The sequence below is a fragment of the Litoreibacter sp. genome (assembly GCF_058136045.1).
Genome location: NZ_JBYVDD010000003.1, coordinates 654,324 through 677,021, shown reverse-complemented (window position 1 = coordinate 677,021; position 22,698 = coordinate 654,324). Strand labels below are relative to the sequence as shown.

At 56.1% G+C, this 22,698-nt stretch carries 17 protein-coding genes; 10 read left to right on the top strand and 7 right to left on the bottom strand.

Annotated features, from left to right (window positions below; genetic code table 11):
* Positions 1-76: 76 nt before the first annotated feature.
* Positions 77-1,204, top strand: coding sequence for a peptide chain release factor 2 (gene prfB / locus AC3Y7R_RS04655; RefSeq protein WP_490040835.1), 1,128 nt, complete (start codon positions 77-79; stop codon positions 1,202-1,204).
* 22 nt (positions 1,205-1,226) lie between these two features.
* Here prfB and AC3Y7R_RS04650 read toward each other — a convergent pair whose 3' ends face one another.
* From AC3Y7R_RS04650 to bcp, 5 genes are all read right to left on the bottom strand, one after another.
* Positions 1,227-2,633, bottom strand: coding sequence for an MFS transporter (locus AC3Y7R_RS04650; protein WP_490040834.1), 1,407 nt, complete (start codon positions 2,631-2,633; stop codon positions 1,227-1,229).
* Between the two features lie 85 nt (positions 2,634-2,718).
* Positions 2,719-3,252, bottom strand: a complete 534-nt coding sequence (locus AC3Y7R_RS04645; RefSeq protein WP_490040833.1) for a bactofilin family protein — start codon at positions 3,250-3,252, stop codon at positions 2,719-2,721.
* A complete protein-coding gene (locus AC3Y7R_RS04640; protein WP_490040832.1) occupies positions 3,242-4,588 on the bottom strand; it encodes a DUF5930 domain-containing protein in 1,347 nt (448 codons plus the stop codon). The genes AC3Y7R_RS04645 and AC3Y7R_RS04640 overlap by 11 nt, the downstream gene beginning before the upstream one ends.
* 174 nt (positions 4,589-4,762) lie before the next feature.
* A complete protein-coding gene (locus tag AC3Y7R_RS04635) occupies positions 4,763-5,581 on the bottom strand; it encodes a ferritin-like domain-containing protein (RefSeq protein WP_490040831.1) in 819 nt (272 codons plus the stop codon).
* Positions 5,578-6,039: a thioredoxin-dependent thiol peroxidase gene (gene bcp / locus AC3Y7R_RS04630; protein ID WP_490040830.1), complete on the bottom strand. Its 462-nt coding sequence runs from the start codon at positions 6,037-6,039 to the stop codon at positions 5,578-5,580. Before bcp ends, AC3Y7R_RS04635 begins: the two co-directional genes overlap by 4 nt.
* A 112-nt stretch (positions 6,040-6,151) precedes the next feature.
* Between bcp and AC3Y7R_RS04625 the strand changes: the two genes are divergently transcribed.
* From AC3Y7R_RS04625 to AC3Y7R_RS04585, 9 genes are all read left to right on the top strand, one after another.
* A complete protein-coding gene (locus AC3Y7R_RS04625) occupies positions 6,152-9,580 on the top strand; it encodes a YhdP family protein (protein WP_490040829.1) in 3,429 nt (1,142 codons plus the stop codon).
* 11 nt (positions 9,581-9,591) lie between these two features.
* Entirely contained in the window at positions 9,592-10,626 is a 1,035-nt protein-coding gene (queA, locus tag AC3Y7R_RS04620; protein ID WP_490040828.1) for a tRNA preQ1(34) S-adenosylmethionine ribosyltransferase-isomerase QueA, read from the top strand.
* A gap of 106 nt (positions 10,627-10,732) precedes the next feature.
* On the top strand, positions 10,733-12,028 hold the full coding sequence (locus tag AC3Y7R_RS04615; RefSeq protein WP_490040827.1) for an MFS transporter: 1,296 nt from the start codon (positions 10,733-10,735) through the stop codon (positions 12,026-12,028).
* An 87-nt stretch (positions 12,029-12,115) separates the two neighbouring features.
* The gene (locus AC3Y7R_RS04610; RefSeq protein WP_490040826.1) at positions 12,116-12,694 is read left to right on the top strand and encodes a DUF924 family protein; all 579 of its coding nucleotides are present in this window, start codon (positions 12,116-12,118) and stop codon (positions 12,692-12,694) included.
* Between the two features lie 10 nt (positions 12,695-12,704).
* Complete coding sequence (locus tag AC3Y7R_RS04605) at positions 12,705-13,397, top strand: SGNH/GDSL hydrolase family protein (RefSeq protein ID WP_490040825.1); 693 nt, start codon at positions 12,705-12,707, stop codon at positions 13,395-13,397.
* Between the two features lie 112 nt (positions 13,398-13,509).
* Positions 13,510-14,907 carry a dihydrolipoyl dehydrogenase gene (gene lpdA, locus AC3Y7R_RS04600; RefSeq protein ID WP_490040824.1) on the top strand — a complete coding sequence of 466 codons (1,398 nt, stop codon included), beginning with the start codon at positions 13,510-13,512 and terminating at the stop codon, positions 14,905-14,907.
* 48 nt (positions 14,908-14,955) lie between these two features.
* The gene (locus AC3Y7R_RS04595; RefSeq protein WP_490040823.1) at positions 14,956-16,113 is read left to right on the top strand and encodes an MFS transporter; all 1,158 of its coding nucleotides are present in this window, start codon (positions 14,956-14,958) and stop codon (positions 16,111-16,113) included.
* An 81-nt stretch (positions 16,114-16,194) separates the two neighbouring features.
* On the top strand, positions 16,195-19,056 hold the full coding sequence (gene uvrA, locus AC3Y7R_RS04590; protein WP_490040980.1) for an excinuclease ABC subunit UvrA: 2,862 nt from the start codon (positions 16,195-16,197) through the stop codon (positions 19,054-19,056).
* Between the two features lie 72 nt (positions 19,057-19,128).
* A complete protein-coding gene (locus AC3Y7R_RS04585; RefSeq protein ID WP_490040822.1) occupies positions 19,129-19,884 on the top strand; it encodes a hypothetical protein in 756 nt (251 codons plus the stop codon).
* 60 nt (positions 19,885-19,944) lie between these two features.
* On the opposite strand, the gene AC3Y7R_RS04580 is transcribed toward AC3Y7R_RS04585, so the two are convergent.
* Together AC3Y7R_RS04580 and dddP are read right to left on the bottom strand one after the other, a co-directional pair.
* Entirely contained in the window at positions 19,945-21,153 is a 1,209-nt protein-coding gene (locus AC3Y7R_RS04580; RefSeq protein WP_490040821.1) for a bifunctional alpha/beta hydrolase/OsmC family protein, read from the bottom strand.
* A gap of 104 nt (positions 21,154-21,257) precedes the next feature.
* Entirely contained in the window at positions 21,258-22,601 is a 1,344-nt protein-coding gene (dddP, locus tag AC3Y7R_RS04575; protein WP_490040820.1) for a dimethylsulfonioproprionate lyase DddP, read from the bottom strand.
* Positions 22,602-22,698 lie beyond the last annotated feature (97 nt).

Sequence of the window (22,698 nt, the reverse complement as noted above, 5' to 3'; positions counted from 1 at the left end):
ATCACCTGAGCTTGCTTGCGTGACGGCTGGCTCTGGCCTATCACCTTGACCTGAACCAAATTTGCAGGATTTTCCTATGCGCGCAGACGCTCAGAATAACGTGGATGCTATTGAGAAATCTCTGGCGTTGTTACGTCAGCGAATGGATTGGGAAACGGCGCCGTATCGGCTGGAAGAATTTGATGCGCGGGTGGAGGACCCAAATCTGTGGGACAATCCGGATGCGGCTCAAAAGCTGATGCGCGAGCGGCAATCACTGGTTGATGCCATCGACAGCTATTCAGAGATGAAGCAAAATCTGGACGACAGTATTGAGCTGATTGAGATGGGCGAGATGGAAGATGACGCGGATGTGGTGGCCGAGGCCGAGGCCGGCCTGGCAGCCCTGCGCAAGCAATCCGCCGCCGCCGAGTTGGAGGCTTTGTTGAACGGCGAGGCCGATGCCAACGACACATTCCTAGAAATCAACGCCGGCGCAGGTGGCACCGAAAGTTGCGACTGGGCCTCGATGCTGGCGCGCATGTATGTCCGCTGGGCCGAGAAGCGCGGCTATAAGGTCGAGTTGCAATCAACCTCGGCGGGCGACGAGGCGGGGATCAAATCCGTTGCCTATAAAATTAGCGGCCACAACGCCTATGGCTGGCTGAAATCCGAGAGCGGCGTGCACCGTTTGGTGCGTATCTCTCCGTTCGATAGCGCGGCCAAGCGGCACACTTCGTTTAGCTCGGTCTGGGTCTATCCGGTGGTCGATGACAATATTGAGATCGAGGTGAACCAATCCGACATCCGCCTCGACACGTATCGCTCGTCCGGGGCGGGGGGGCAGCACGTGAACACAACAGACTCGGCCGTGCGGATCACCCACTTACCGACGGGTATTGTGGTCACCAGCTCCGAGAAGTCGCAGCACCAGAACCGTGATATTGCAATGAAGGCGCTGAAATCTAGGCTCTATCAGATGGAGCTGGATCGCCGGAATGCGGCAGTGAACGAGGCCCATGAGAACAAGGGCGACGCGGGGTGGGGCAACCAGATCCGGTCCTATGTTTTGCAGCCCTATCAGATGGTGAAGGACTTGCGCACCAACCACGAGACCTCTGACACCAAAGGGGTGCTGGACGGCGCTCTGGACGGGTTCATGGCTGCCACGTTGGCGTTGGATGTGTCGGGTAAGTCGCGTGCCGAGGCGCAGTCCGAGGACTGATACGCCGGGGCGGTGCAACTGGTTAGTCGTGCGCCACCTCTGGCGACTGGCTGCCAAGCGCAGCAATCACAGCGGACAGCAGACAGACAACCGATGCGGCCCATGCGACCCTTATAAAGGCTGCATTGGAGGCCGCAGCATGAGCGGGATCAATCATGACCTCCCCATAGCTCGCAGGCCCATCCGCCATGCCATATACGACAGCAACAACGCTACCCATGGCTGCGATAGCAATGAGGCTCGCCATTCGGGTGACTGCATTGTTAATGCCTGACGCCGTGCCAGTGGCGTTCGGGGGAACAGCCCCCATGACTGCCGAGGACAGTGGTGCCACAACCAACCCCATGCCGATGCCCTGTAGGCACATGGCGGGCATCAGGGCACCCCAAAAACTCTGGGACGGGATGATCAAAGCCAGCACCGCATATCCGGTGGCCAGCACCAATGCGCCGCTTACCAAAAGAGGCGTTGGCCCAATGCGCCCGGCCAATTGCCCCGCACGTCCAGACAGCAGTGCGATAAAAACTGACAGCGGGGCATAGGCTGCGGAGGCTGCAAGCTCACTTTTCCCCCAGCTTCCTATGACCAGCATGGGCAAGTAAAACAGGACAGCAGAGAAGGCAAAATAGATACCAAAGGACACAAGATTTGCAGCCGAGAAACTTTGGTTTTTGAACAGCGATAAAGGCATCATCGGATGGGCGCTGCGGGCCTCTATTCGCAAAAATATCGCAAGTGTAACAAGGCCTGCTACGCCGGTTATCACCCCATTTGTTGATAGTAACGCGCCCTGACCGCTGCTAATTCCGCTTAGGGTCCAAGCGAATAAGCCCAATCCTAAGGTGGCGCTCAGCGCTCCGGGGATATCAAGGCCACGCTCAGGTTGGCCAGGATCTTGTGTGACTTTGGCCAGTAGAAAATAGAGGGCCAGAGTGCCTAACGGCAGGTTTACCGCAAAAATATAGCGCCAAGCCTCTTGGCCGCCAAAGCTAAGAGCGACGCCCCCGATGATCGGCCCAAGCGCGGAGGTGACAGCGGCCGATGCCGCCCAAATTCCGATTGCTTTGGCCCGATCTTCAGGGGGGTAGGTGCGTGAAATAAGCGCCAGTGAGCCAGGTACCATTAATGCGGCGGCCAAACCTTGGAGCGCACGGGCTGCAATTAGAAAACTGGGGGTGGGAGAGAAAGCGCAGGCCACCGAAGCCAGCATAAATAACGCGATCCCACCCCCAAAGACGCGCACAAGTCCGAAACGGTCTCCGGCGGCGCCACCGACTAGGATCAGGGCGCTGAGCGTAAGCATGTAGGCGTTTGAAACCCACTGTGCCTCGAGCAGGGTTGCCTCCAAAGACACGCGAATAGCAGGCAAGGCGATTGCCACGATCGAGCCATCAATAAAGCCGAGTGAGGACGCAAGAATGGCGGCCACTAAAAGATAGGGCCGACTTTGTGGAGCACAAAGAGGCAGCGACTTTGAACCGTGCTGATTCAAAGTCGCGACAGCATCCATGCTTTTAGCTTTTAGGTTTTTCAGGCGTGCTTGCGGGCGGAGCCGAGGGTGCCGCAGGCATTGGAGCGCCACCCGGAATGCCTTTGCCGCCGGTATTCAACGGGTCATCTTGGCGCTGTACAGAGCCCTCGAAATGCGCACCGCTTTCAATTGCGATTGTCTTATGGATGATGTCGCCTTCCACCCGTGCAGTAGAGGTTAAACGCACCTTCAGGCCACGCACTCGACCAACGACGCGGCCATTGACCACGACATCATCGGCGACGATCTCGCCACGGATAACTGCGGTCTCACCAACTGTCAGCAAATGGGCGCGAATATCGCCTTCCACAGTGCCTTCGACCTGAATGTCGCCAGTCGTTTTCATGTTGCCGGTGACGGTTAAATCAGTCGACAAAATTGACGGTGGGGCTTTGGGACGAGGAGCCGAGGCCGCAAAGTCAGGCTTTGGTGCTGCCGGGGCGGCTGGCTTTGCCGGGGCCGAGCTGGTCTCGGATGGTTTAGCGCTTGGGTCGTTGATTTTACTTTTAGAAAACATCGCGTCCTGCCTTGATATAGGTCATCGGGTTGACCGGAGTTCCGTTGAGGCGAACCTCGTAGTGAAGATGGGTGCCGGTGACACGGCCAGTGGCTCCCATATCACTAATACGGTCGCCACGCGATACCCTTTGGCCGACTTTTACACGAATATTCGAGTTATGGGCATAGCGGGTCTCAATACCGAAGGCGTGTTTGATCTTCACGAGGCGGCCATAGCCTGATTGCCAGCCTGCATGAGTGACGACGCCATCGGCGGTTGCGTAGATTGCTGTGCCGCGCGCGCCGGCGAAATCAACGCCTGCGTGCATGCGACGACCTGCGCCTTTGGGATCACGGCGATAGCCGAAAGGGGAGGTGAAGCGGAACGCAGATTTAACCGGCATGGCCACAGGCGATTTATCGGCGGCGATGCGGAACAAGTTGATGCGGTCCAACTCCTTGAGCAACCGATTGGCGCGCTTGGAGGTGTGATCCGCAACAGTCCCGCCGCCAGAGGTCGACATAGTGGCGGGCAGCAGCGGGCCACCCTTGCCAGAATAGCCACGACGCACTTCGCGCAGGATGCTCTCGGTGGGCATGCCTGCGGCACGAAACATCTTGTCGAGCGGTTGCAGAGAGACAGTCACGGCCTCTTCAAGACGGGTGAAGATTTGGTTGTTTCGATCCTCATTCATCTTGAGGGTAAAGCGCAAATCATCGGCAATCCCGATCGCATCTTCCGCGTCTTTGGCGATCTGGTCACGCTCGGCGGCAGTTTTCTCCAGCGCGGCGGTCAGGAACGATACCGATCCATCGACGGTCTTGGCGCGCGCAAGAAGCGGTGCGTCGGTTGACCCATCGGCGTTCAACTGCGCGGTTAGAACCTCAGATTCATCACGGGCCGCGTCACGGTCTTTCATGGTGCGGCGCAGGGTGGTTTGGATGACTTCGATGCCGGTTTCCAGCTCGTTGCGACGATCCTCAGAGGCCAACAAGGACGACTGCATTTTGGAAATTTGCTCCAGCGCCACGTAGAACCGGTCATGAGCGGCCGAGGCTTCAACAGCACGGCTGTCGCGTTCGCGGGAGAGGGCATTCAAGCGTGCCTCATAGATGGCTCTTTCGCGTTGAGCCTGCTCTCGTGCGTTGCCTGAGCTGATCGTATCCATCAAGAAAATGGCGGTGACCACGAAGGTCCAACAGGCGATGATGGCCCCGCCGATGATGACCCCGGCTTGCAGTGTTGGGCGCAAGCGGATGAACCGCGTGCCTTCCTCTGATTTTAAAAATAGGCGCTGCTCGGGCAGCTTGTGCCCAATCGCGTGATCTAAAATATTGAAAAGACGTGTTTTCACTGTTTTACGGTCCCGTTTTCCCAGTCGTCAACGCCATCAGGTGGTCCCCACCACACCAACGGCTTCAAGATGCTTAAACTTTGTGCTGAATCCGCGCAACAATTAAGGCTAGAAAAAAACCTCTCAAAAGGAAATTGTGCTTATTTTGGCGGTATTTCGCCGATGTCCCTAAGGTCACGTCCTTGGCTTGGCGGCCAATGGCCAATAAAAATCGGGTGCAATTCCGGCTTCGGCTCGCTTTTCTTCATTAAAAGGCGGCTTCAAGGGCGCGTGGAAATAGCGTCGCACCAAGCGGTGAAACGTGGGGGTCGGATCAAGGTTTTCGCGCCCGCATAGAAAGTGGAACCATTTAGAGCCATAGGCCACATGGGCGACTTCCTCGGCGTAAATAACCTCCAGTGCCTCAACTGTGCTGTGGTCTTTTGCTTGTTTGAACAGGCCGATTATTCCGGGCGTTACATCTAGCCCGCGCGCCTCAAGAACCATTGGCACCACTGCAAGACGGCCTTTAATGTCGTCCATCGTATCCGTGGCGGCGGTCCACATGCCTGCATGGGCGGGCAAGGCCCCATAGTGGCTGTCGTGTTGTTTAAGGCGGTCGGACATCAGGTTGAAATGCTTGGATTCATCGTCAGCGGCGCGCACCCAGTCATCATAGAACCCTAGGGGAAAATCTATGTCGGGAAAGCGGGCGATGATGTCCCAATGCAAGTCCACCGCGTTCAACTCGATATGCGCAATGGCATGTAACATGGCGATTCGGCCCTCTGGCGTTCCGGGCTTGCGGTGGGGCACGTCGCGCGGGGATAGGAGTTCCGGCTGATCCGGGCGGGCAGGAAAATCAGGCGGCGTGGCGCGACCCAATTCGATCTCCTGACCGCTTTCGCGCGCGGCGAGCCACGCTTTAGCAAACTTGTGCGATAGCGCTGTTTTCTCCCATGGATCAGCGGTTTCCAGCACGGTGACGGCCATCTCGCGCAGACTTAAGGTCATGCTGACCTCACTGTGTCTAGAACCGCCTCGACATGGTTGGGAACACGAACTTTGCGCCATTCTTGTAAGAGCATTCCGTCTGTGCCGATCAAAAACGTCGAGCGCTCGATGCCCATAAACGTCTTGCCGTACATGCTTTTCTCTTTCCACACACCGTAGCGCTCGCACACGTCCGCTTCGGCGTCGGAGGCCAGGGTAATGCCCAAATCATGTTTGTTGCGGAAGTTGTCGTGCTTTTTGACGCTGTCTTTCGAGACCCCGATGATCTCGCAGCCTGCATCCCTAAAAGCCTGCAATTGCTGGGTGAAAGCGATGGCTTGCGTGGTGCAGCCGGGGGTGTTGTCCTTCGGGTAGAAATACAAAACCACCCATGAGGGGCGCAGCGCGGATAGCGTCACAGTGTCGCCTCCGTCGCGCGGCAGGGTGAAATCGGGGGCCAATTCGCCAATCTTTATCATATGCGATGTCCTCGTGATGCAGAATTGATGTGTCGCCAAAGGTAGGTCGCTGTATGTAAAGGTAAAGACCTGAACGCAAGCGATTGCATGTACGATTGAAAGATGAGGTGGCATGGCCGACGACGCCACGCAAAACGCAGACGATGAACTTCCCCCTCAGGCCGAAGCCGAAGGGGCAGAGGACGCGCAGGCGGACAGTGAGACCCCAGAGGCGAATGACCTTGAAGAGGAGGGGATATCCACGCCCCCCCCGACCCATCTGATCCAACGCCAGCATCACAAAAAGGCCCGCAAAGGGCTTATGTGGTCGGGCACGGGGTTGGTTTTGACCGCTCTCGCATTCTTGGTCGTGGTAATTGCGTTGTCGCTCATGGGGCGCAGCCTTGAGTTGCCCGACTGGGCCGTGGATCGGCTAGAGGCCCGGATCAACGCCGAGCTTCCCAAGGAGAGAATTCAGTTTTCCTCGGTCTCTTTTGGCCTTTTGGACAGCGCCTACAGACCAACCGTCGACGTGACGCAAGTGGAGCTGTTCAATGCGGACGGCCAACTGATTCTTGCACTCCCCAAGCTACGAACCAAACTGGATACCTCCGAGTTACTTTTGGGCCGGCTTAAGTTGGAGACATTGGAGGTGGAGGGGGCCAGCATTGATTTGATCCGCGATAAGGATGGCAAAATTGCCTTGGCCTTTGGTGCTCAAGTCGGGGGTGATCAGGTGCAGGCGGGATCAATGGCAGAGGTGTTGACCCAGATTGATACATGGTTGGCCGAGCCGTGGATGGAGGAGTTGGAAGAGGTCAAAGCGGGGGAGCTGTCGATAAAACTCACCGATGCGCGGAGTGGCGAAGTGACCTCGGTTGAGCGGGGGGTGTTGAACCTAACCAATGCACCAAAGGCGATTGCATTAACGGTGTCCATTGACTTGGATCAACCCGCTGGCCCGCCCGCACGACTGTTCTTTTCTGCCGATAAAACCAAAGGCGAAGCTGGCGCCAAATTGGTGGGAAAATTTACCAATTTACGGGCGCGTGATCTGGCGTCACAAGTCGGCGCTCTGAACTTTCTAAGCATACTGGACGCTCCTGTCTCGGGGGCCTTGAGCGCCGATATTGACCCAGAGGGGCAGGTTGCCGGATTGGCCGGGACGCTGGACATCGCGCAGGGGCATTTGCGACCAACAGAGCAGGCCAAACCAGTGCCGTTCAACTCTGCAAAAACCTACCTTAGATACGAGGCTGCGACGGGGCGGCTGCTGTTTGACCAAATCACCCTTGATGCACCTGAATTACGCCTGGATGCGACGGGCCATGCCGACCTGAGTGACTTTAAGGCGGGTGTTCCGCAAGTTCTGCTGGGGCAATTACGATTTAGCAATGTGCGACTGGCGCCGGAGGGGCTGTTTGAAGCGCCGGTGACCTTTAGCACGGGTGAGTTGGACATGCGGTATCGCCCCGCAGAGTTGCAGCTCGACATTGGGCAATTGACCCTGCGCAGCGATGGGGTGAACCTGCGCGCCTTCGGGGCCGTCGACGTTTTGCCTACCGGTTGGAGTGTCTCGTTGGACGCAGCAATTGACAATATCAGTCATGATCGGGTGATGTCGCTTTGGCCAGAGAACGCGGTGAAAAAGACGCGTCACTGGCTGGTTGAAAACATCCGTGAGGGGCAAGCCGAACATGTCCACGCATCGCTAAGAATTGTGCCCGATGAGCCACTTAAAGCCGCCGTGAGTTTTGATTTTAGCGGGACTAAGGTTAAGTTTTTAAAGACACTTCCTCCTGTTGAGGGCGCGCGAGGATACGCCTCGATCTCGGAGAAAACCTTCAATCTGTCGCTCCAAGAGGGCTATGTGACGGCCCCCGTTGGGGGCGCATTGCAGGCGGCAGGCTCGGTCATGGAAATCCCCGATATGCGCGCAAAACCCGCCATGGGAGTGTTTGATTTGACGCTGAATGGCCCCTTATCTGCAACTCTGTCCTTGCTTGACGAAAAGCCGTTTGAATTCCTGACAAAATCCGACCTCAAAACGGATGTGGCGACTGGAGTGGCCAAAATTAATACGCGGTTGACCGTTCCGTTGAAGGAAAAAGTAAAGATCAAAGATGTGGGCTATGTGGTGTCCGCCGAGGTGCGCGGCGTTGCCTCGGACACTTTGATTGAGGGGCATAAATTACGGGCAGACCTGATGGAAGTTCTGGCGGGCGACGGGCAACTTTCCATCGGCGGCAAGGCCACGATTGATAAGCTGCCGATGGATGTTCTATGGGCACGAAAAATCGGTGCGGGGACTGGAAAAAATAGCACCGTCAGCGGCACAATCGAATTATCGCCACGCACATTGTCAGTGTTCAATGTCGGGTTGCCGAAGGGGAGCGTTACGGGCTCGGGGCGTGGAAATATTGACATTAAACTGGCCAAAGGGGCCGCTCCTGAGGTGACGTTAAACTCAAACCTGCGTGGCATTGGACTGGCTATTCCTGCGTTGAGTTGGGTCAAGCCGAAGTCGAGCAAAGGGTCTTTGAAGCTAGATCTGACGCTAGGAGCGACGCCAAAGGTTAATGACGTCCAAATCAACGCCGGTGGCCTGAAGGCGCGGGGCACTGTTACTTTGAACCCGGGTGGAGGGTTGAAAAATGCAGTGTTTAAGTCCTTTAAAATAGCTGGAAAATTAAACTCGCGTGTTGATTTGATCGGGCGCGGTGTAAATCGCAGCCCGTTGGTGTCGATCAAGGGCGGCACCATTGATATTCGCAAGTTTGGCGTGACTTCTAACGGGGGGAGCGGGGCATCAGCAGGGCCACCATTGGAGCTGGCTTTGGACCGGCTTATCGTCGCTGACAGCATCGCGCTTGACCAATTCAAAGGCAGTTTTCGCAACAAGAAGGGCATTGATGGGACGTTCAAGGCCAACCTGAATGGCAAGGCTGCGATAACCGGTACTGTGATCCCCACGGGGCAGGGTCCTGCGGTGCGCATTAAGTCAAGCAACGGCGGTCGTGTGATCGCCGCGTCGGGTATTTTTCTCAATGCTAACGGCGGGGATATGACCCTGACGTTGCAACCCAATGGCAAAGCTGGACAGTTTGAAGGGTCGCTGAAGATCAAAAATACCCGCGTTAAAAAGGCACCGGCCTTGGCGGACCTATTGTCTGCGCTGAGCGTCATCGGCTTGCTGGAGCAGCTCACGGGCGAGGGAATTTTGTTCACCAACACTCAGGCCCGTTTCTTGTTGACGCCCGGCGGGGTGACGCTCAAAAGCTCGTCTGCGGTGGGGCCTTCAATGGGGATCACCATGGACGGAATTTACAATACAGGCAGCCGACGAATGGATATGCGAGGCGTGGTTTCGCCAATTTATGCGGTGAATGGCTTATTTGGCGCGCTGTTTTCACCGCGCAGGGGGGAAGGGCTGTTTGGCTTTAATTACACGCTAAAAGGCTCTGTTGACGGGCCGAGGGTGGGGGTAAACCCACTGTCGATACTGACGCCGGGCATCTTTCGCGAGATATTTCGCCAAGCCCCGCCAAAGCTGAAAAACTAAAGGCCTGCGCCATGAACTTAAGCGATTTTGACTTTGATCTACCCGAGCAGCTGATCGCGACCCGCCCTGCGGTGCCGCGTAGCTCCTCCAAGATGTTGGTGGCGACGCGGCACCGGATTGTGGATCAAACTGTGACTGATTTGGTTGATCATTTGGGGGCAGGCGATGTGCTGGTCCTCAATGATACCAAGGTTATTTCCGCCCGCCTTTTTGGCCACCGCGACCGCGACGGGAACCGCTCCAAGATGGAGGTGACTTTATTGTCGCCAACCCAAAGCGGGCAGTGGCGCGCGTTGATCAAACCGCTGCGCAAGGTGCGCGACGCAGAGGTGATTGCCTTCGCGGCCGGGCTGCAAGCCACGGTGGTGTCGCGCGAAAATGGTCAAGCCACGCTGGAATTTAACAAGCAGGGCGCGGATTTTGATGCGGCGCTGAACGAGGCGGGCCAAATGCCGCTGCCGCCCTATATTGCCGCCAAACGGCCCGCCGACGGGCAGGACAAGACCGACTACCAAACCGTTTTCGCCAAACACACCGGTGCCGTAGCCGCCCCGACCGCCTCGTTGCATTTCGACCAAGACTTATTGGACCGTCTTGCCGCCAAAGGGGTGCGCTTTGCCCATGTGACTTTGCATGTGGGGGCGGGGACGTTTTTGCCCGTGAAGGTTGAGGATGTGACCACCCATAAGATGCACGCGGAATGGGGCGATGTCACGCTAGATGCAGCGGATATGATCAACGGGGCAAAGGCCAGTGGCGGGCGGGTGATCGCGGTTGGTACCACCGCGCTAAGGCTGATCGAGAGCGCTGCCCACGATGGTAAAGTGATGCCATGGCAGGGTGAGACCGACATCTTTATCTACCCCGGCTTTAAGTTTCAGATTGTGGATGCGTTGATGACCAACTTTCACCTACCGAAATCTACGTTGATGATGTTGGTGTCTGCGTTGATGGGCCAGGAACGGGTACGCGAAATTTATGCGCACGCGATTAGTCAACAGTACCGCTTCTTCTCGTACGGGGATTCCTCGCTGCTTTTGCCCTAAAAACTGCCGCTCGCGACGCCCACATGTCGGTGGCGTGGTTTCGCGGTGGCGCAACCTCAGATACGCAGAATCCAAGGTGTGAGCTAAGTCTGAGTATGGATTAATCATGGTTGAAGTTTTTAAATCGTCGTGGGCCTTGTTACTTGGCATGATGCTGTTGATGGTGGGCAACGGGTTGCAAGGCTCGCTCATCGGTATTCGGGGGGGGATCGAGGGGTTCTCGACCTACGAATTATCACTGATCACATCGGGCTATTTTCTGGGTTTTCTTGGCGGGTCACGCATGGCCCCAAATTTTATCCAGCGGGTTGGGCATGTACGGGTTTTCGCGGCACTTGGATCGTTCATCTCGGCGGTTTTGATCCTCTACCCTGCGGTCACTGATCCGGTTGCTTGGGTGGTTTTGCGCGTCATAATCGGCTTTAGCCTGTCGGGTGTGTACGTCACGGCGGAAAGCTGGCTGAACAATTCCTCGTCGAACGAGACCCGGGGGCAGGCGCTATCGCTCTATATGATCGTGCAAATGGTGGGCATCGTTGCGGCGCAAGGCTTGCTGAATGTGGCTGATCCGGGCGGGTATATCTTGTTCATCATCCCCTCGGTCTTGGTGTCGATTTCATTCGCGCCGATTTTGCTGTCCGTGTCACCAACGCCCGCTTTCGAGACGACCCGCCAGATGAGCTTTCGCGAGCTGTTTACCAACTCGCCACTAGGGGCCATGGGAATGTTGCTGCTGGGCGGGGCATTCTCGGCGCAATTTGGCATGTCGGCGGTTTATGGCACCAAAATCGGCCTCAGCGTGGCGGAAATCTCGGTGTTCGTGTCATCCATTTTCATTGGTGCTATGGTGCTGCAATTCCCCATCGGATGGATGTCGGACCGCATGGACCGGCGCATTTTGATCCTTGGGGTGTCGGCTGTGGCGGCGATTGCGGCGGTTCTGGCATTTCTCTTTGGCACGCATTTCCCGACCTTGCTGGCCTGCTCGTTTGTGATCGGGGGCATGACCAACCCGCTCTATGCGCTGCTGATTGCCTACACCAACGACTACCTCAGCGCCGAAGATATGGCCGGAGCCTCGGGCGGGTTAATCTTTGTGAACGGCTTGGGGGCGATTGGCGGCCCGGTTGTGACCGGCTGGCTGATGACGCAATTCGGCCCGTCTGGATTTTGGCTGGTGTTTGTGGCGACAATGTCGGTGATGGCGAGCTATGCGGCCTACCGGATGACACGGCGCCCATCAATTTATGCGGAAGAGGATGACTACGAGGCCGTTCCATACGCCCCGGTTGGCCACGGCGCGACGGCGGTTATGGTCGAATATGCCCAAGAATACTATGCGGATGCCGCCGAAGAGATTGCCGAAGCGGCGGAAGATGTTGCCGAAGAGTCAACACGGTAACCATAGTGTCGAAAAAGGCTTGCGATCTGCGCCTCAGATTGTAACGATTTATTAATACTAAGCGATAGCGGCAGGGGAGGTAATGCCATGTCGACACCCGAAGAGGTTCTGGCTTTTTGGCTGGATGAGCAAGGCGAAGCAGGTTGGTACGCAGGCGGAGAGGCCCTAGATGCCGAAATCCGGGAGCGTTTCGAGCCGACGTGGCAAAAAGCCATGGAGGGCGGCCTGTCTTTGTGGATGACTTATCCCAGCGGCGTATTGGCCTACATTGTCCTGACAGATCAGTTTCCCAGAAATATGTTTCGCGGCTCTGAGCAATCTTTTGCCTCGGACCGGCTGGCGCTTTCTGTGGCCAAAACGGCGATTTGTAAGGGCTGGGACATGAAGATAGACGGGCCTGCGCGCCAGTTTTTCTATATGCCATTGATGCACTCCGAAAGCGTGACTGATCAGGAACGCAGCGTGCGGTTGTTTTTGACCCATATGCCGAATGAAGGGGGCGGAAATCTGCTCCATGCTCAGGCGCACCGCGAAGTTATTCGTAAATTTGGCCGCTTTCCATATCGCAATGAGGCGCTTGCGCGTCGCACGACGCAGGTTGAGAGCCAATACATGAATGAAGGCGGTTACGGCTCCACGGTGAAGGCACTGCAAGCCGCAGGTTAAGGACGTTAGTTTGAAGAGTTTATCGCGCTATCTGGCGGTGGCCTGTGTGTCATTCGCCGCCGTTATTGCTGCGCCAGCGAGCGCTAAGGATGACATCTTAGTCATCGGGGATAGCATGTTGGAGTGGCAGTCTTTCAAAGGGGCTTCCATTCCGCATTTTTTGGCCAAGGACAGCGGGCGTAGGGTTGAAAACCGCAGTGCCTCGGGGGCCAAACTGTATCTGACGGGGGCGGAAGGCAATCCGCGTAGCGTCATTTCAGCCCAGTACAGTAAAGGCAATTGGAACTGGGTCGTGGTGAACGGCGGGGCCAATGACTTGTTGGTAAAATGCGGCTGCCGACGCTGTGACAAAGTTTTGAACAAGTTGATTTCTGCGGATGCAAAGTCCGGAATTCTACCCGATTTGGTGAAGAAAATTCGCAGCGATGGACCTCGGGTAATTGTGTTGGCCTATTATAAGGGCAACGAGCGCCCAAATTTATTCACGAAATGCGTCAATGAGGTCACCGAGTTGGCGAGGCGTCAACGCCTTCTGGCCAAACGGGTGCGCGGCGTTGAGTTCGTGGGCTCTAAAGCGGCAATTGATCCGAGCAATCGCAGCCATTTTGCCTTGGATGGCATCCACCTGTCGCGCAAAGGCACACGCCGGGTGGGCACATTTTTGGCGCGATCACTGAAAAGTTTTGAACAAGCGCGCCGATAGCAGCTATGCTTGGGGCGCATGACGTAGGGGCAGAAAGGCACGTTGCTTTTTGCACCTAAAAAAAGTAGTTTAACGCTAAACTACTTTTAACTCGACCCGGGAGAGAGAACAAATGGCCGTTAAAACCTATGATTTAATTGTGATTGGCGCAGGCCCAGGCGGCTATGTTGCTGCCATTCGTGGCGCACAGCTTGGACTGGACGTGGCCATTGTGGAGCGCGAGCACATGGGCGGTATCTGCCTGAATTGGGGTTGCATTCCAACCAAAGCGTTGCTGCGCTCCTCGGAAGTGTTCCATTTGATGCACCGCGCCAAAGAGTTTGGCTTAAAGGCTGAAGGGATCAGCTATGATCTGGATGCTGTTGTAAAGCGCTCGCGCGGTGTGGCGTCGCAACTGTCTGGTGGCATCAGCCATTTGATGAAGAAAAACAAAATCACCACTATTATGGGCGAGGCAACGATCCCTGCCAAAGGTAAAGTCTCGGTCAAAACTGACAAGGGCACTGAAGAGCTGACGGGTAAGAATATTGTTATTGCCACCGGCGCACGGGCGCGCGAGCTGCCGGGCCTTGAGGCCGATGGCGATCTGGTTTGGACCTATAAGCACGCTTTGACGCCGAAACGGATGCCCAAGAAATTGTTGGTGATCGGCTCTGGCGCGATCGGGATTGAATTCGCCAGCTTCTATAACACCTTGGGCTGCGACACGACCGTGGTTGAAGTCATGGACCGGGTTCTGCCGGTCGAGGACGCGGAAATATCTGCCTTCGCTAAGAAGCAATTCGTCAAGCAGGGTATGAAGATCATGGAAAAAACCATGGTTAAGAAACTTGATCGCGGCAAAGGTAAAGTCGTGGCTCATATCGAGTCCAACGGCAAAACCGAGACGGCTGAATTTGATACGGTGATCTCCGCCGTGGGGATCGTCGGCAATGTTGAGGGCCTTGGTCTGGAGGCGCTTGGCGTGAAAATCGACCGGACCCATGTGGTTGTGGACGCGTTCTGCCGCACGGGTGTCGAGGGCATTTATGCCATCGGGGACATCGCCGGCGCGCCTTGGTTGGCGCATAAAGCATCCCATGAGGGTGTGGTCGTGGCCGAGTTGATTGCGGGCAGGAAAAACCTTCACCCTGTGCGCGCTGAGGCGATTGCAGGCTGCACATATTGCCACCCGCAAGTGGCGTCGGTCGGGTACACAGAAGCCAAGGCAAAAGAGGCGGGCTTTGAGATCAAAGTGGGCCGCTTCCCCTTCATCGGCAACGGCAAAGCGATTGCATTGGGCGAGCCGGAAGGCATGGTAAAAACCATCTTCGACGCGAAAACAGGCGAATTGTTGGGCGCGCATATGGTCGGCACGGAAGTCACCGAGCTGATCCAAGGCTATGTTGTCGGTCGCGCGTTGGAGACCACGGAAGAAGACCTGATGAACACCGTCTTCCCGCATCCAACTCTGTCGGAAATGATGCACGAATCTGTGTTGGATGCCTACGGGCGTGCGCTTCACATGTGATCGAGTTTTGCGGTGGCCAATTCTTGCGTAAGCGCAGATGGTCACCGCATGGAATCACTTCGTACAAATTGGTTGGCCGTTTTGGTCCTCTGGCTGTCAGGCCTTGGGGCGGCGGCTCAATACGGCAAAGTCAGCGTTACTTACGATAGCCTGAGTGCGTTTTACCCCGACGCGGGTGCCAACGTCGGATTTTTGGTTTCACTTATCGGCGTTGTCGGCATCGTTTTGGGCGTTGTCGCGGGGTTGATCGTGGCGCGCATTGGGTTCCGGCGCACGTTGATTTGCGGGCTATTGGGCGGCGCGGTTGTCTCGCTGTTCCAGTCCAGTTTGCCCGGTTTTGGTTGGTTGGCCGCGAGCCGCGTGATCGAGGGCATGTCGCATTTGAGTATTGTCGTTGCGGCCCCGACTTTGATGGCGCAACTCAGCGAAGATCGCCACCGTGGGTTAACCTTAACGCTCTGGAGCACCTTCTTTGGTGTGGCCTTTGCCTTGCTTGGCTGGTTTGGTATTCCATTCGTTGCCACCCACGGATTAGGCGCGCTATTTGGTGTGCATTCTGGCTTTATGGGGGCTTGTTCTTTAGCTGTTTTACTATGTATCCCCAAAGATTTAGGCGACAAAGGTAAAGTGATCCCGACGCTTAGCCAAGTGATCCGGGATCATGGGCGCATCTACCGTTCTGCCAACATCAGCGCCCCTGCTTTGGGTTGGCTGTTCTACACGTTTAGCTTCGTCAGCCTGTTAACATTTTTGCCACCATTCCTAAGCGCGCCAACACGCATCGCCGTCATGGGCGCGCTGCCATTGGTAAGCATTGCCACGTCATTGTTATTAGGTGTTTGGCTGCTGCGCTACCTGCGCGCGGTCCAAGTTGTGCAGCTAGGATTTGTGGCTGGCGCAGGCTTCGCGTTGGCGGTCTGGTTGCTGCCTTGGACCGAGCTGTGGTGCTTTGGGTTGGCGGCGGCCATGGGGCTGGTGCAATCGGCAAGTTTTGCCGCAGTGCCAGAGTTGAACCCGGGCGCGGAGGGGCGGGCGCAAAGCAATGGCGCGATGGCGCAGATGGGCAACCTTGGCAACAGCCTCGGAACGCCTGTGATTGCCGCGATGATCTTGCCGTTTGGGCTGACGGGACTGGCGCTCCCGATCATCGTGGCCCTGACGTTGGGCGCGCTGACGCATTGGGCTTTGGCGCGACGTTATAGTTAAGGTTCGCGTAATGTTCTCATTTTTGCCTTGGCGTTTGGGCGCGGAGATACTATGTCTGTGCTCACCACATTGGGGGCCGATATGGCAGAGCTAAAGAACATCGAAGTGCGCGGCGCGCGCGAGCATAATCTCAAAAACATTGACGTGGACATACCGCGCAACCAATTGGTGGTGATCACGGGGCTGTCGGGGTCGGGCAAGTCATCTTTGGCGTTCGATACGATTTATGCGGAAGGCCAGCGGCGCTATGTTGAAAGCCTGTCGGCCTATGCGCGCCAGTTCCTTGATATGATGCAAAAACCCGATGTGGATCACATCTCGGGCCTGTCGCCAGCGATCTCGATCGAGCAGAAAACCACGTCGAAAAATCCGCGCTCGACTGTTGGCACTGTGACCGAGATTTACGACTACATGCGGCTGCTGTTTGCCCGCGTCGGCACGCCGTACTCGCCCGCAACGGGCAAGCCGATTGAGGCGCAACAGGTCCAAGACATGGTGGACCGCGTTATGGCGATGGAGCAGGGGGTGCGCGGCTACCTATTGGCCCCGATTGTGCGCGACCGGAAAGGTGAATACCGCAAGGAATTCATGGAGTTGGCCAAGCAGGGCTTTCAGCGCATCAAAGTTGATGGTGAGTTCTACGAGTTAGACAGCCCACCTACTTTGGACAAGAAATTCCGCCATGACATTGATGTGGTTGTGGACCGGATCGTGGTCCGTGAGGGCCTGGAGACCCGTCTTGCGGACAGCTTTCGCACGGCGCTGGATTTGGCTGACGGGATCACCATTTTGGAAACGGCCCCGAAAGAGGGAGAGCCGGAACGCATTACATTTTCCGAGAAATTTGCCTGCCCGGTGTCCGGCTTCACCATCCCCGAGATCGAGCCGCGCTTGTTCTCGTTCAACGCGCCGTTCGGGGCCTGTCAGGAATGCGACGGCTTGGGCGTTGAGCTGTTCTTCGACGAACGCCTCGTGGTGCCGGATCAGACATTGCAGCTTTATGACGGGGCATTGGCGCCATGGCGCAAGGGCAAGTCACCGTATTTCTTGCAAACAATCGAGGCCATCGCCAAGCATTACGAGTTCGACATGAAGACCCCATGGAAAGATCTACCAGCGTATGTGCAGCAGGTGTTTCTATATGGATCAGGTGAGGATGAAATCCCGTTTCGATACGATGAGGGTGGCCGTGTTTATCAGGTAACACGTTCTTTTGAAGGCGTTATTCCGAACATGGAGCGCCGCTACCGCGAAACCGATAGCAACTGGATCCGTGAAGAATTTGAGCGCTATCAGAACAACCGCAAATGTGGTGTGTGCGATGGCTACCGCTTGCGGGCCGAGGCTTTGGCGGTGAAAATCGCCGGGCTTCATGTGGGGCAAGTGGTGCAAATGTCGATCAAAGAGGCGTTTGATTGGTGCGAAAACGTACCGGCCTCGCTGAGCGTGCAGAAGAATGAGATCGCTCAGGCAATTTTAAAAGAAATCCGCGAGCGGCTGGGCTTTTTGAACAACGTGGGCCTTGAGTACCTAACGCTGTCGCGCAATTCCGGCACCTTGTCGGGCGGGGAAAGTCAGCGCATCCGGCTGGCGTCGCAGATCGGCTCGGGGCTGACGGGCGTGCTTTATGTGCTGGACGAGCCGTCCATCGGGCTGCACCAGCGCGACAATGACCGCTTGCTGACGACGCTAAAAAACCTGCGTGATCAAGGCAATACCGTGATCGTGGTGGAACATGACGAGGAAGCGATCCGCGAGGCGGATTATGTTTTCGACATCGGCCCCGGTGCTGGCGTGCATGGCGGCGAAGTGGTCTCGCACGGGACGCCCGCGCATGTGGCTGCGGATTTGAACAGCATTACCGGACAGTATTTGACAGGCGTGCGGGAAATCCCGTTCAGCCCAGATCGTCGCAAAGGCAACAAGAAAAAGCTGACCGTGGTGAAAGCCACGGGCAACAATCTGCAAAATGTCACCGTTGATTTCCCGCTGGGTAAATTTGTCTGTGTTACGGGCGTTTCTGGTGGTGGCAAGTCTACGCTGACGATCGAGACATTGTTTAAGACCGCTTCAATGACGCTGAACGGCGCGCGCCAGACGCCTGCGCCCTGCGAGACAATCAAAGGGCTGGAGCATCTCGATAAGGTGATCGACATTGATCAACGTGCCATCGGGCGTACGCCGCGCTCGAACCCTGCGACATATACTGGCGCGTTTACCCCGATCCGGGATTGGTTCGCGGGCATGCCCGAATCCAAGACCCGCGGCTATAAACCGGGGCGGTTCAGCTTCAACGTGAAGGGCGGGCGCTGCGAGGCCTGCAAAGGGGACGGGGTGATCAAGATCGAGATGCACTTCTTGCCCGACGTTTATGTGGAATGCGAAACCTGCAAGGGCGCGCGCTACAACCGCGAAACTTTGGAGGTTAAATTCAAGGGTAAGAGCATCGCCGACGTGCTGAATATGACCGTCGAAGACGCGCAAGAGTTTTTTAAAGCGGTGCCCTCTATTCGCGAGAAAATGGATGCGCTGATGCGCGTTGGTTTGGGCTATATCAAGGTGGGCCAACAGGCGACAACGCTGTCGGGCGGCGAGGCGCAGCGGGTGAAACTGTCCAAGGAATTGGCAAAACGATCTACGGGGCGCACGCTGTATATTCTTGATGAACCAACCACGGGGCTGCATTTTGAGGACGTCAAAAAACTGCTCGAAGTGCTGCATGAGCTGGTCGATCAGGGCAATACGGTGATCGTGATCGAGCACAATCTTGATGTGGTAAAAACCGCCGATTGGATCATCGACATCGGCCCCGAGGGCGGCGATGGTGGTGGCCAGATTGTGGCGACCGGAACGCCCGAGAAAGTGGCCGAGGCTGAGGGGTCTTATACCGGCCATTACCTGAAACCGATGCTGCAACCAAAGGCGCCGATAGCGGCGGAGTAAGATTGCGGAGCGGGCGATCCAAATTTGCCTTGTATGCCATGCTGCCCTAGGGTGATGGGGATCGGTTGTACCTTGGGGCTGATGGCAAGGCATGACTGCTTTGCTGGTAGTTTCGCTAACGACCCTAAAAACTTGGAGAATTTTGTGGCCAAGGCTAAAAATAATTTCGCTATTCAACGTATGTCTTCGATGGAAAAGTGGCTATCTAAGGCGACAGATAGTAAATTCCCATGGGTCACACATGTAGTATTGTATGAAGCTATCGTGGAAGTTTACGGTAAGAAAGCAACGCCCCCACCATTGTCTAAAGCATTCGCGCGGCTTGTTCGGGTGCTCTTATTGACGAAGATCACCCCTGATACCCCGCAAAAGTGGAAGCTCGAAGCTGCATATATCGAGGCCATGGTTAACTCGGAATTAAACAATCAGAGCATCATTGATGATATACTTGTTTTTTTAGGGTGGGGCGATGGCGCCCTCCCGGGAAATGAACCGCCCAACAATCCACCTGGTAGTGGGGATGTCAATTGTGGCGCGCTAATGAGAGATTTTCAGCGCGCTGTGAGAGATGATTTTCAGGCTTATCAAGATTTGCTGGATTGTGAAGCTCTCAATAGAACACCTCCATCTCCTGGGCCTGCTGCTCCAGATTTTCCTGATTCGCCATTCCCCGGACCAGAATCGGGGCCATGGTTGCCTGAGCCTGCGCCCGGTAATTTCACAAATTCAAACCCTTGCGATTCCCTCGATCTGAAGCGTTTTCAACTTCAACGAGATGTCCATGGGTTGCGCGCTGATTTGGCTCGCCTTTGCGGAATCAGCGTGTAATCCGAAGGGCAGCAGCGATCTTATGGTCATGGGAAGACGGTTGTTCGAAGCCTTGTAGTATTAATCGACCAAAACCGTCTTTACCAGCGCGCCGCTTTCCAGTGTTTTATGCACAGGGCATTTATCGGCGATTTCTAGCAGGCGTGCACGCTGCGCCACATCCAGATCCCCCTCAAGGTGGATTTCACGGTTGAAGTGATCAATCCGTGAGGATCCGCTGGCATCTTGCGCGTGCATCGCATTATGGGTGACGTCCACCCAAACTCGGGTCAGAGGCCACTTCTTGCGCCGCGCATACATGCGAATTGTCATTGAAGTGCAAGCCCCAAGCCCCGACGATAGCAACCCGTAAGGCGACATGCCTTTGTTGGTGCCGCCATAGGCCAGCGGCTCATCGGCGTAGATGTGATGTGTCGGGCCAGAATTGATATCTTGCAAAAACCCTGCCGCGTCTGCCTCTGTGACGCGCACAACGCCTTCCGGTGCACCAACGGGGGGTGCTGGCGGGCGAAGGTCCAGATATTTAGAGGCCCACGCGCTAATGACATCGGCTGCATATTCGGCATCTTCGGGGCGTGATATCAGGTGATCGGCATCGCATAGGGTGACAAAGCTTTTCGGATGCTTGGCATGCGTGAAAATCTGTGTGGCGCTTTCAATGCCAACGGTTTTGTCGAGCGGGGCATGTAATACCAGCAAGGATTTGCGCAACCCCGTGATTGTATCCACCAAATTTTCGGCGGCGACGTCCTCCACAAATTTGCGCCCTATGCGCATAGGGCGCCCCCCCAACATGACCTCGCCCACGCCTTTGGCTTTTATATCAGGCAAGGCCCCTTCGAAGTTTTGGGTGACATGACCGGGATCGAACGGCGCGCCGATGGTTACAACCGCCTTGGCCGAGGAAATATGCGGGGCAGCCTTGAGGATTGCGGCGCCACCCAAGGAGTGGCCAATCAGTAGGCTCGGGGCCATGCCGATGCTGCCAAGATGTGCCGCAGCAAGGACCAAATCGTCGACATTGGAGGTGAAGGTGGTGTTCTCGAACTCCCCCTCGGAATGGCCCAACCCGGTGAAGTCGAACCGCATCACGGCGATGCCCATACGAGCCAGACGTTCTGATATACGCTTTGAGGCGGGGACATCCTTGGAGCATGTAAAGCAATGGGCAAACAAGGCGGTGGCCAAATGCGGTCCATCTGGCATGTCCAGACGCGCGGCTAAAGTTCCGCCAGAGTGGCCGGTGAATGAGATGCGTTTTATGCCCATGACAGCCGGACTCCTGCTCGATACTGTAGGCCATAAAAATGGCGCTCAAACCTGTAGTCGACAAGCCCGAGGGGCCAAAAGTAACGTCAAGGTGAGCGGTTGTGTCAGGTTTCGCCCAATAAGGCCGCGTCAAACGGGTATTTCGTTAGGTTTTCAAAGCCATCCTCGGTGATCAGCACTTGATCCTCGAGCTTGATCGAGAAGCCTCCGCCGACCTCGCCCACCAAGGCCTCGACGCAAAGGGTCATGCCCGGTTGCAGCACATAATCAAACGCCCCAGCCACATGTTTCCCCGGATAGGCGACCAAGGGCCATTCGTCACAAAGCCCAACGCCATGCATCAAGCAGCCGTATTTTTGATCTTGAAACTTGTCGTGTAGAACATGTGTATTGGCTGATAATTCGTTGATCGAGACGCCGGGTTTAAGCATCTCCATATTCACCATTATATGCTCATGGGCATGTTTCATGGCGTCAACCATCTCGGGGGGCGGCGCGCGGTCCCCGATCCACCAACTGCGCGAAATATCGCAACAAATCCCGTATGCTCCGATCAAATCGGTGTCAAAGCTGATGATCTCGTTGTTTTGGGTGATACGCGGGCCGCATTCTTGAAACCAAGGGTTCGTGCGCTGCCCCGAAGACAGCAGGCGCGTCTCGATCCATTCGCCGCCACGGCGGATGTTTTCCGCATGCAGCACGGCCCAGATATCGTCTTCGCTGGTCTGGCCCTTGGGCACATTTATACGGGCAAAATTCTCCATTTCACGCACCGCAACTTCGCAGGAATGGCAGGCGGCGCGCATTGCTAAAATCTCATCCACCCCCTTGATTGAACGCGATTTTTCGGTGCATTCCTCGCCGGGCATGACCTCAAACCCCGAGGCTTCCAGCGCGCGCAACCCGTGCAGCATGATCTTGTCAACGCCAAGCCGCTTATTGGCCCCGCCATGCTCGGCAATCAGGTCGCGCACTTGGGTTGCAAAAACATCCGCGGCCACGTCAATTTTATCGCCGCGGTCAAAATAGAACAGATCGGCACCGGAGCGTTGCTCGCGCACCAATGGGTTGAATTTCGACAGAAACGGCGAGTTTTTATAGTCCCAAATGACCATATAACCGTCGGCACAAATCAGCACCGCGCGAAACGGATTATGGGTGTTCCAAAGTTGCATATTGGTGCTGTCGGTCGCGTAGCGAATGTTGAGCGGGTCAAACATTAACAAGCCGCCCCAATCGCGCTCGACGATGTGTTGGGTCAGCCGCGCCCAGCGAAACTCGCGCATCCGCTCAAGGTTTGGAAGGGCAAGCCCCGCGTCCTCCCACTCTGTGTAGGCCAATAGGGTTGGCCCGATCTCGATGCGGTCATTGTCATTGAGGTTCCCATCCCCAAGGCGCGGGCCTTTGGTCGGGTCAATTTTGCGGCGGTCTCGATAATGTTCATTCATATCGTGTCTCCCTGATGGGTCCACTCTGCGAGGCGAAAATAGCGGCGGCTGTTTTGAAAACGGCATGGATTATGTCGATTTTGGATGGTTTAAGGCG

What these genes read in the sequence shown, in the direction of transcription:
- AC3Y7R_RS04635 (WP_490040831.1), bottom strand. Translation starts at nt 5,581, where the DNA reads ATGACCTTAAGTCTGCGCGAGATGGCCGTCACCGTGCTGGAAACCGCT.
- AC3Y7R_RS04595 (WP_490040823.1), top strand. Translation starts at nt 14,956, where the DNA reads ATGGAATCACTTCGTACAAATTGGTTGGCCGTTTTGGTCCTCTGGCTG.
- AC3Y7R_RS04645 (WP_490040833.1), bottom strand. Translation starts at nt 3,252, where the DNA reads ATGTTTTCTAAAAGTAAAATCAACGACCCAAGCGCTAAACCATCCGAG.
- AC3Y7R_RS04615 (WP_490040827.1), top strand. Translation starts at nt 10,733, where the DNA reads ATGGTTGAAGTTTTTAAATCGTCGTGGGCCTTGTTACTTGGCATGATG.
- queA (WP_490040828.1), top strand. Translation starts at nt 9,592, where the DNA reads ATGAACTTAAGCGATTTTGACTTTGATCTACCCGAGCAGCTGATCGCG.
- dddP (WP_490040820.1), bottom strand. Translation starts at nt 22,601, where the DNA reads ATGAATGAACATTATCGAGACCGCCGCAAAATTGACCCGACCAAAGGC.
- AC3Y7R_RS04580 (WP_490040821.1), bottom strand. Translation starts at nt 21,153, where the DNA reads ATGGGCATAAAACGCATCTCATTCACCGGCCACTCTGGCGGAACTTTA.
- uvrA (WP_490040980.1), top strand. Translation starts at nt 16,195, where the DNA reads ATGGCAGAGCTAAAGAACATCGAAGTGCGCGGCGCGCGCGAGCATAAT.
- AC3Y7R_RS04610 (WP_490040826.1), top strand. Translation starts at nt 12,116, where the DNA reads ATGTCGACACCCGAAGAGGTTCTGGCTTTTTGGCTGGATGAGCAAGGC.
- prfB (WP_490040835.1), top strand. Translation starts at nt 77, where the DNA reads ATGCGCGCAGACGCTCAGAATAACGTGGATGCTATTGAGAAATCTCTG.
- AC3Y7R_RS04625 (WP_490040829.1), top strand. Translation starts at nt 6,152, where the DNA reads ATGGCCGACGACGCCACGCAAAACGCAGACGATGAACTTCCCCCTCAG.
- bcp (WP_490040830.1), bottom strand. Translation starts at nt 6,039, where the DNA reads ATGATAAAGATTGGCGAATTGGCCCCCGATTTCACCCTGCCGCGCGAC.
- lpdA (WP_490040824.1), top strand. Translation starts at nt 13,510, where the DNA reads ATGGCCGTTAAAACCTATGATTTAATTGTGATTGGCGCAGGCCCAGGC.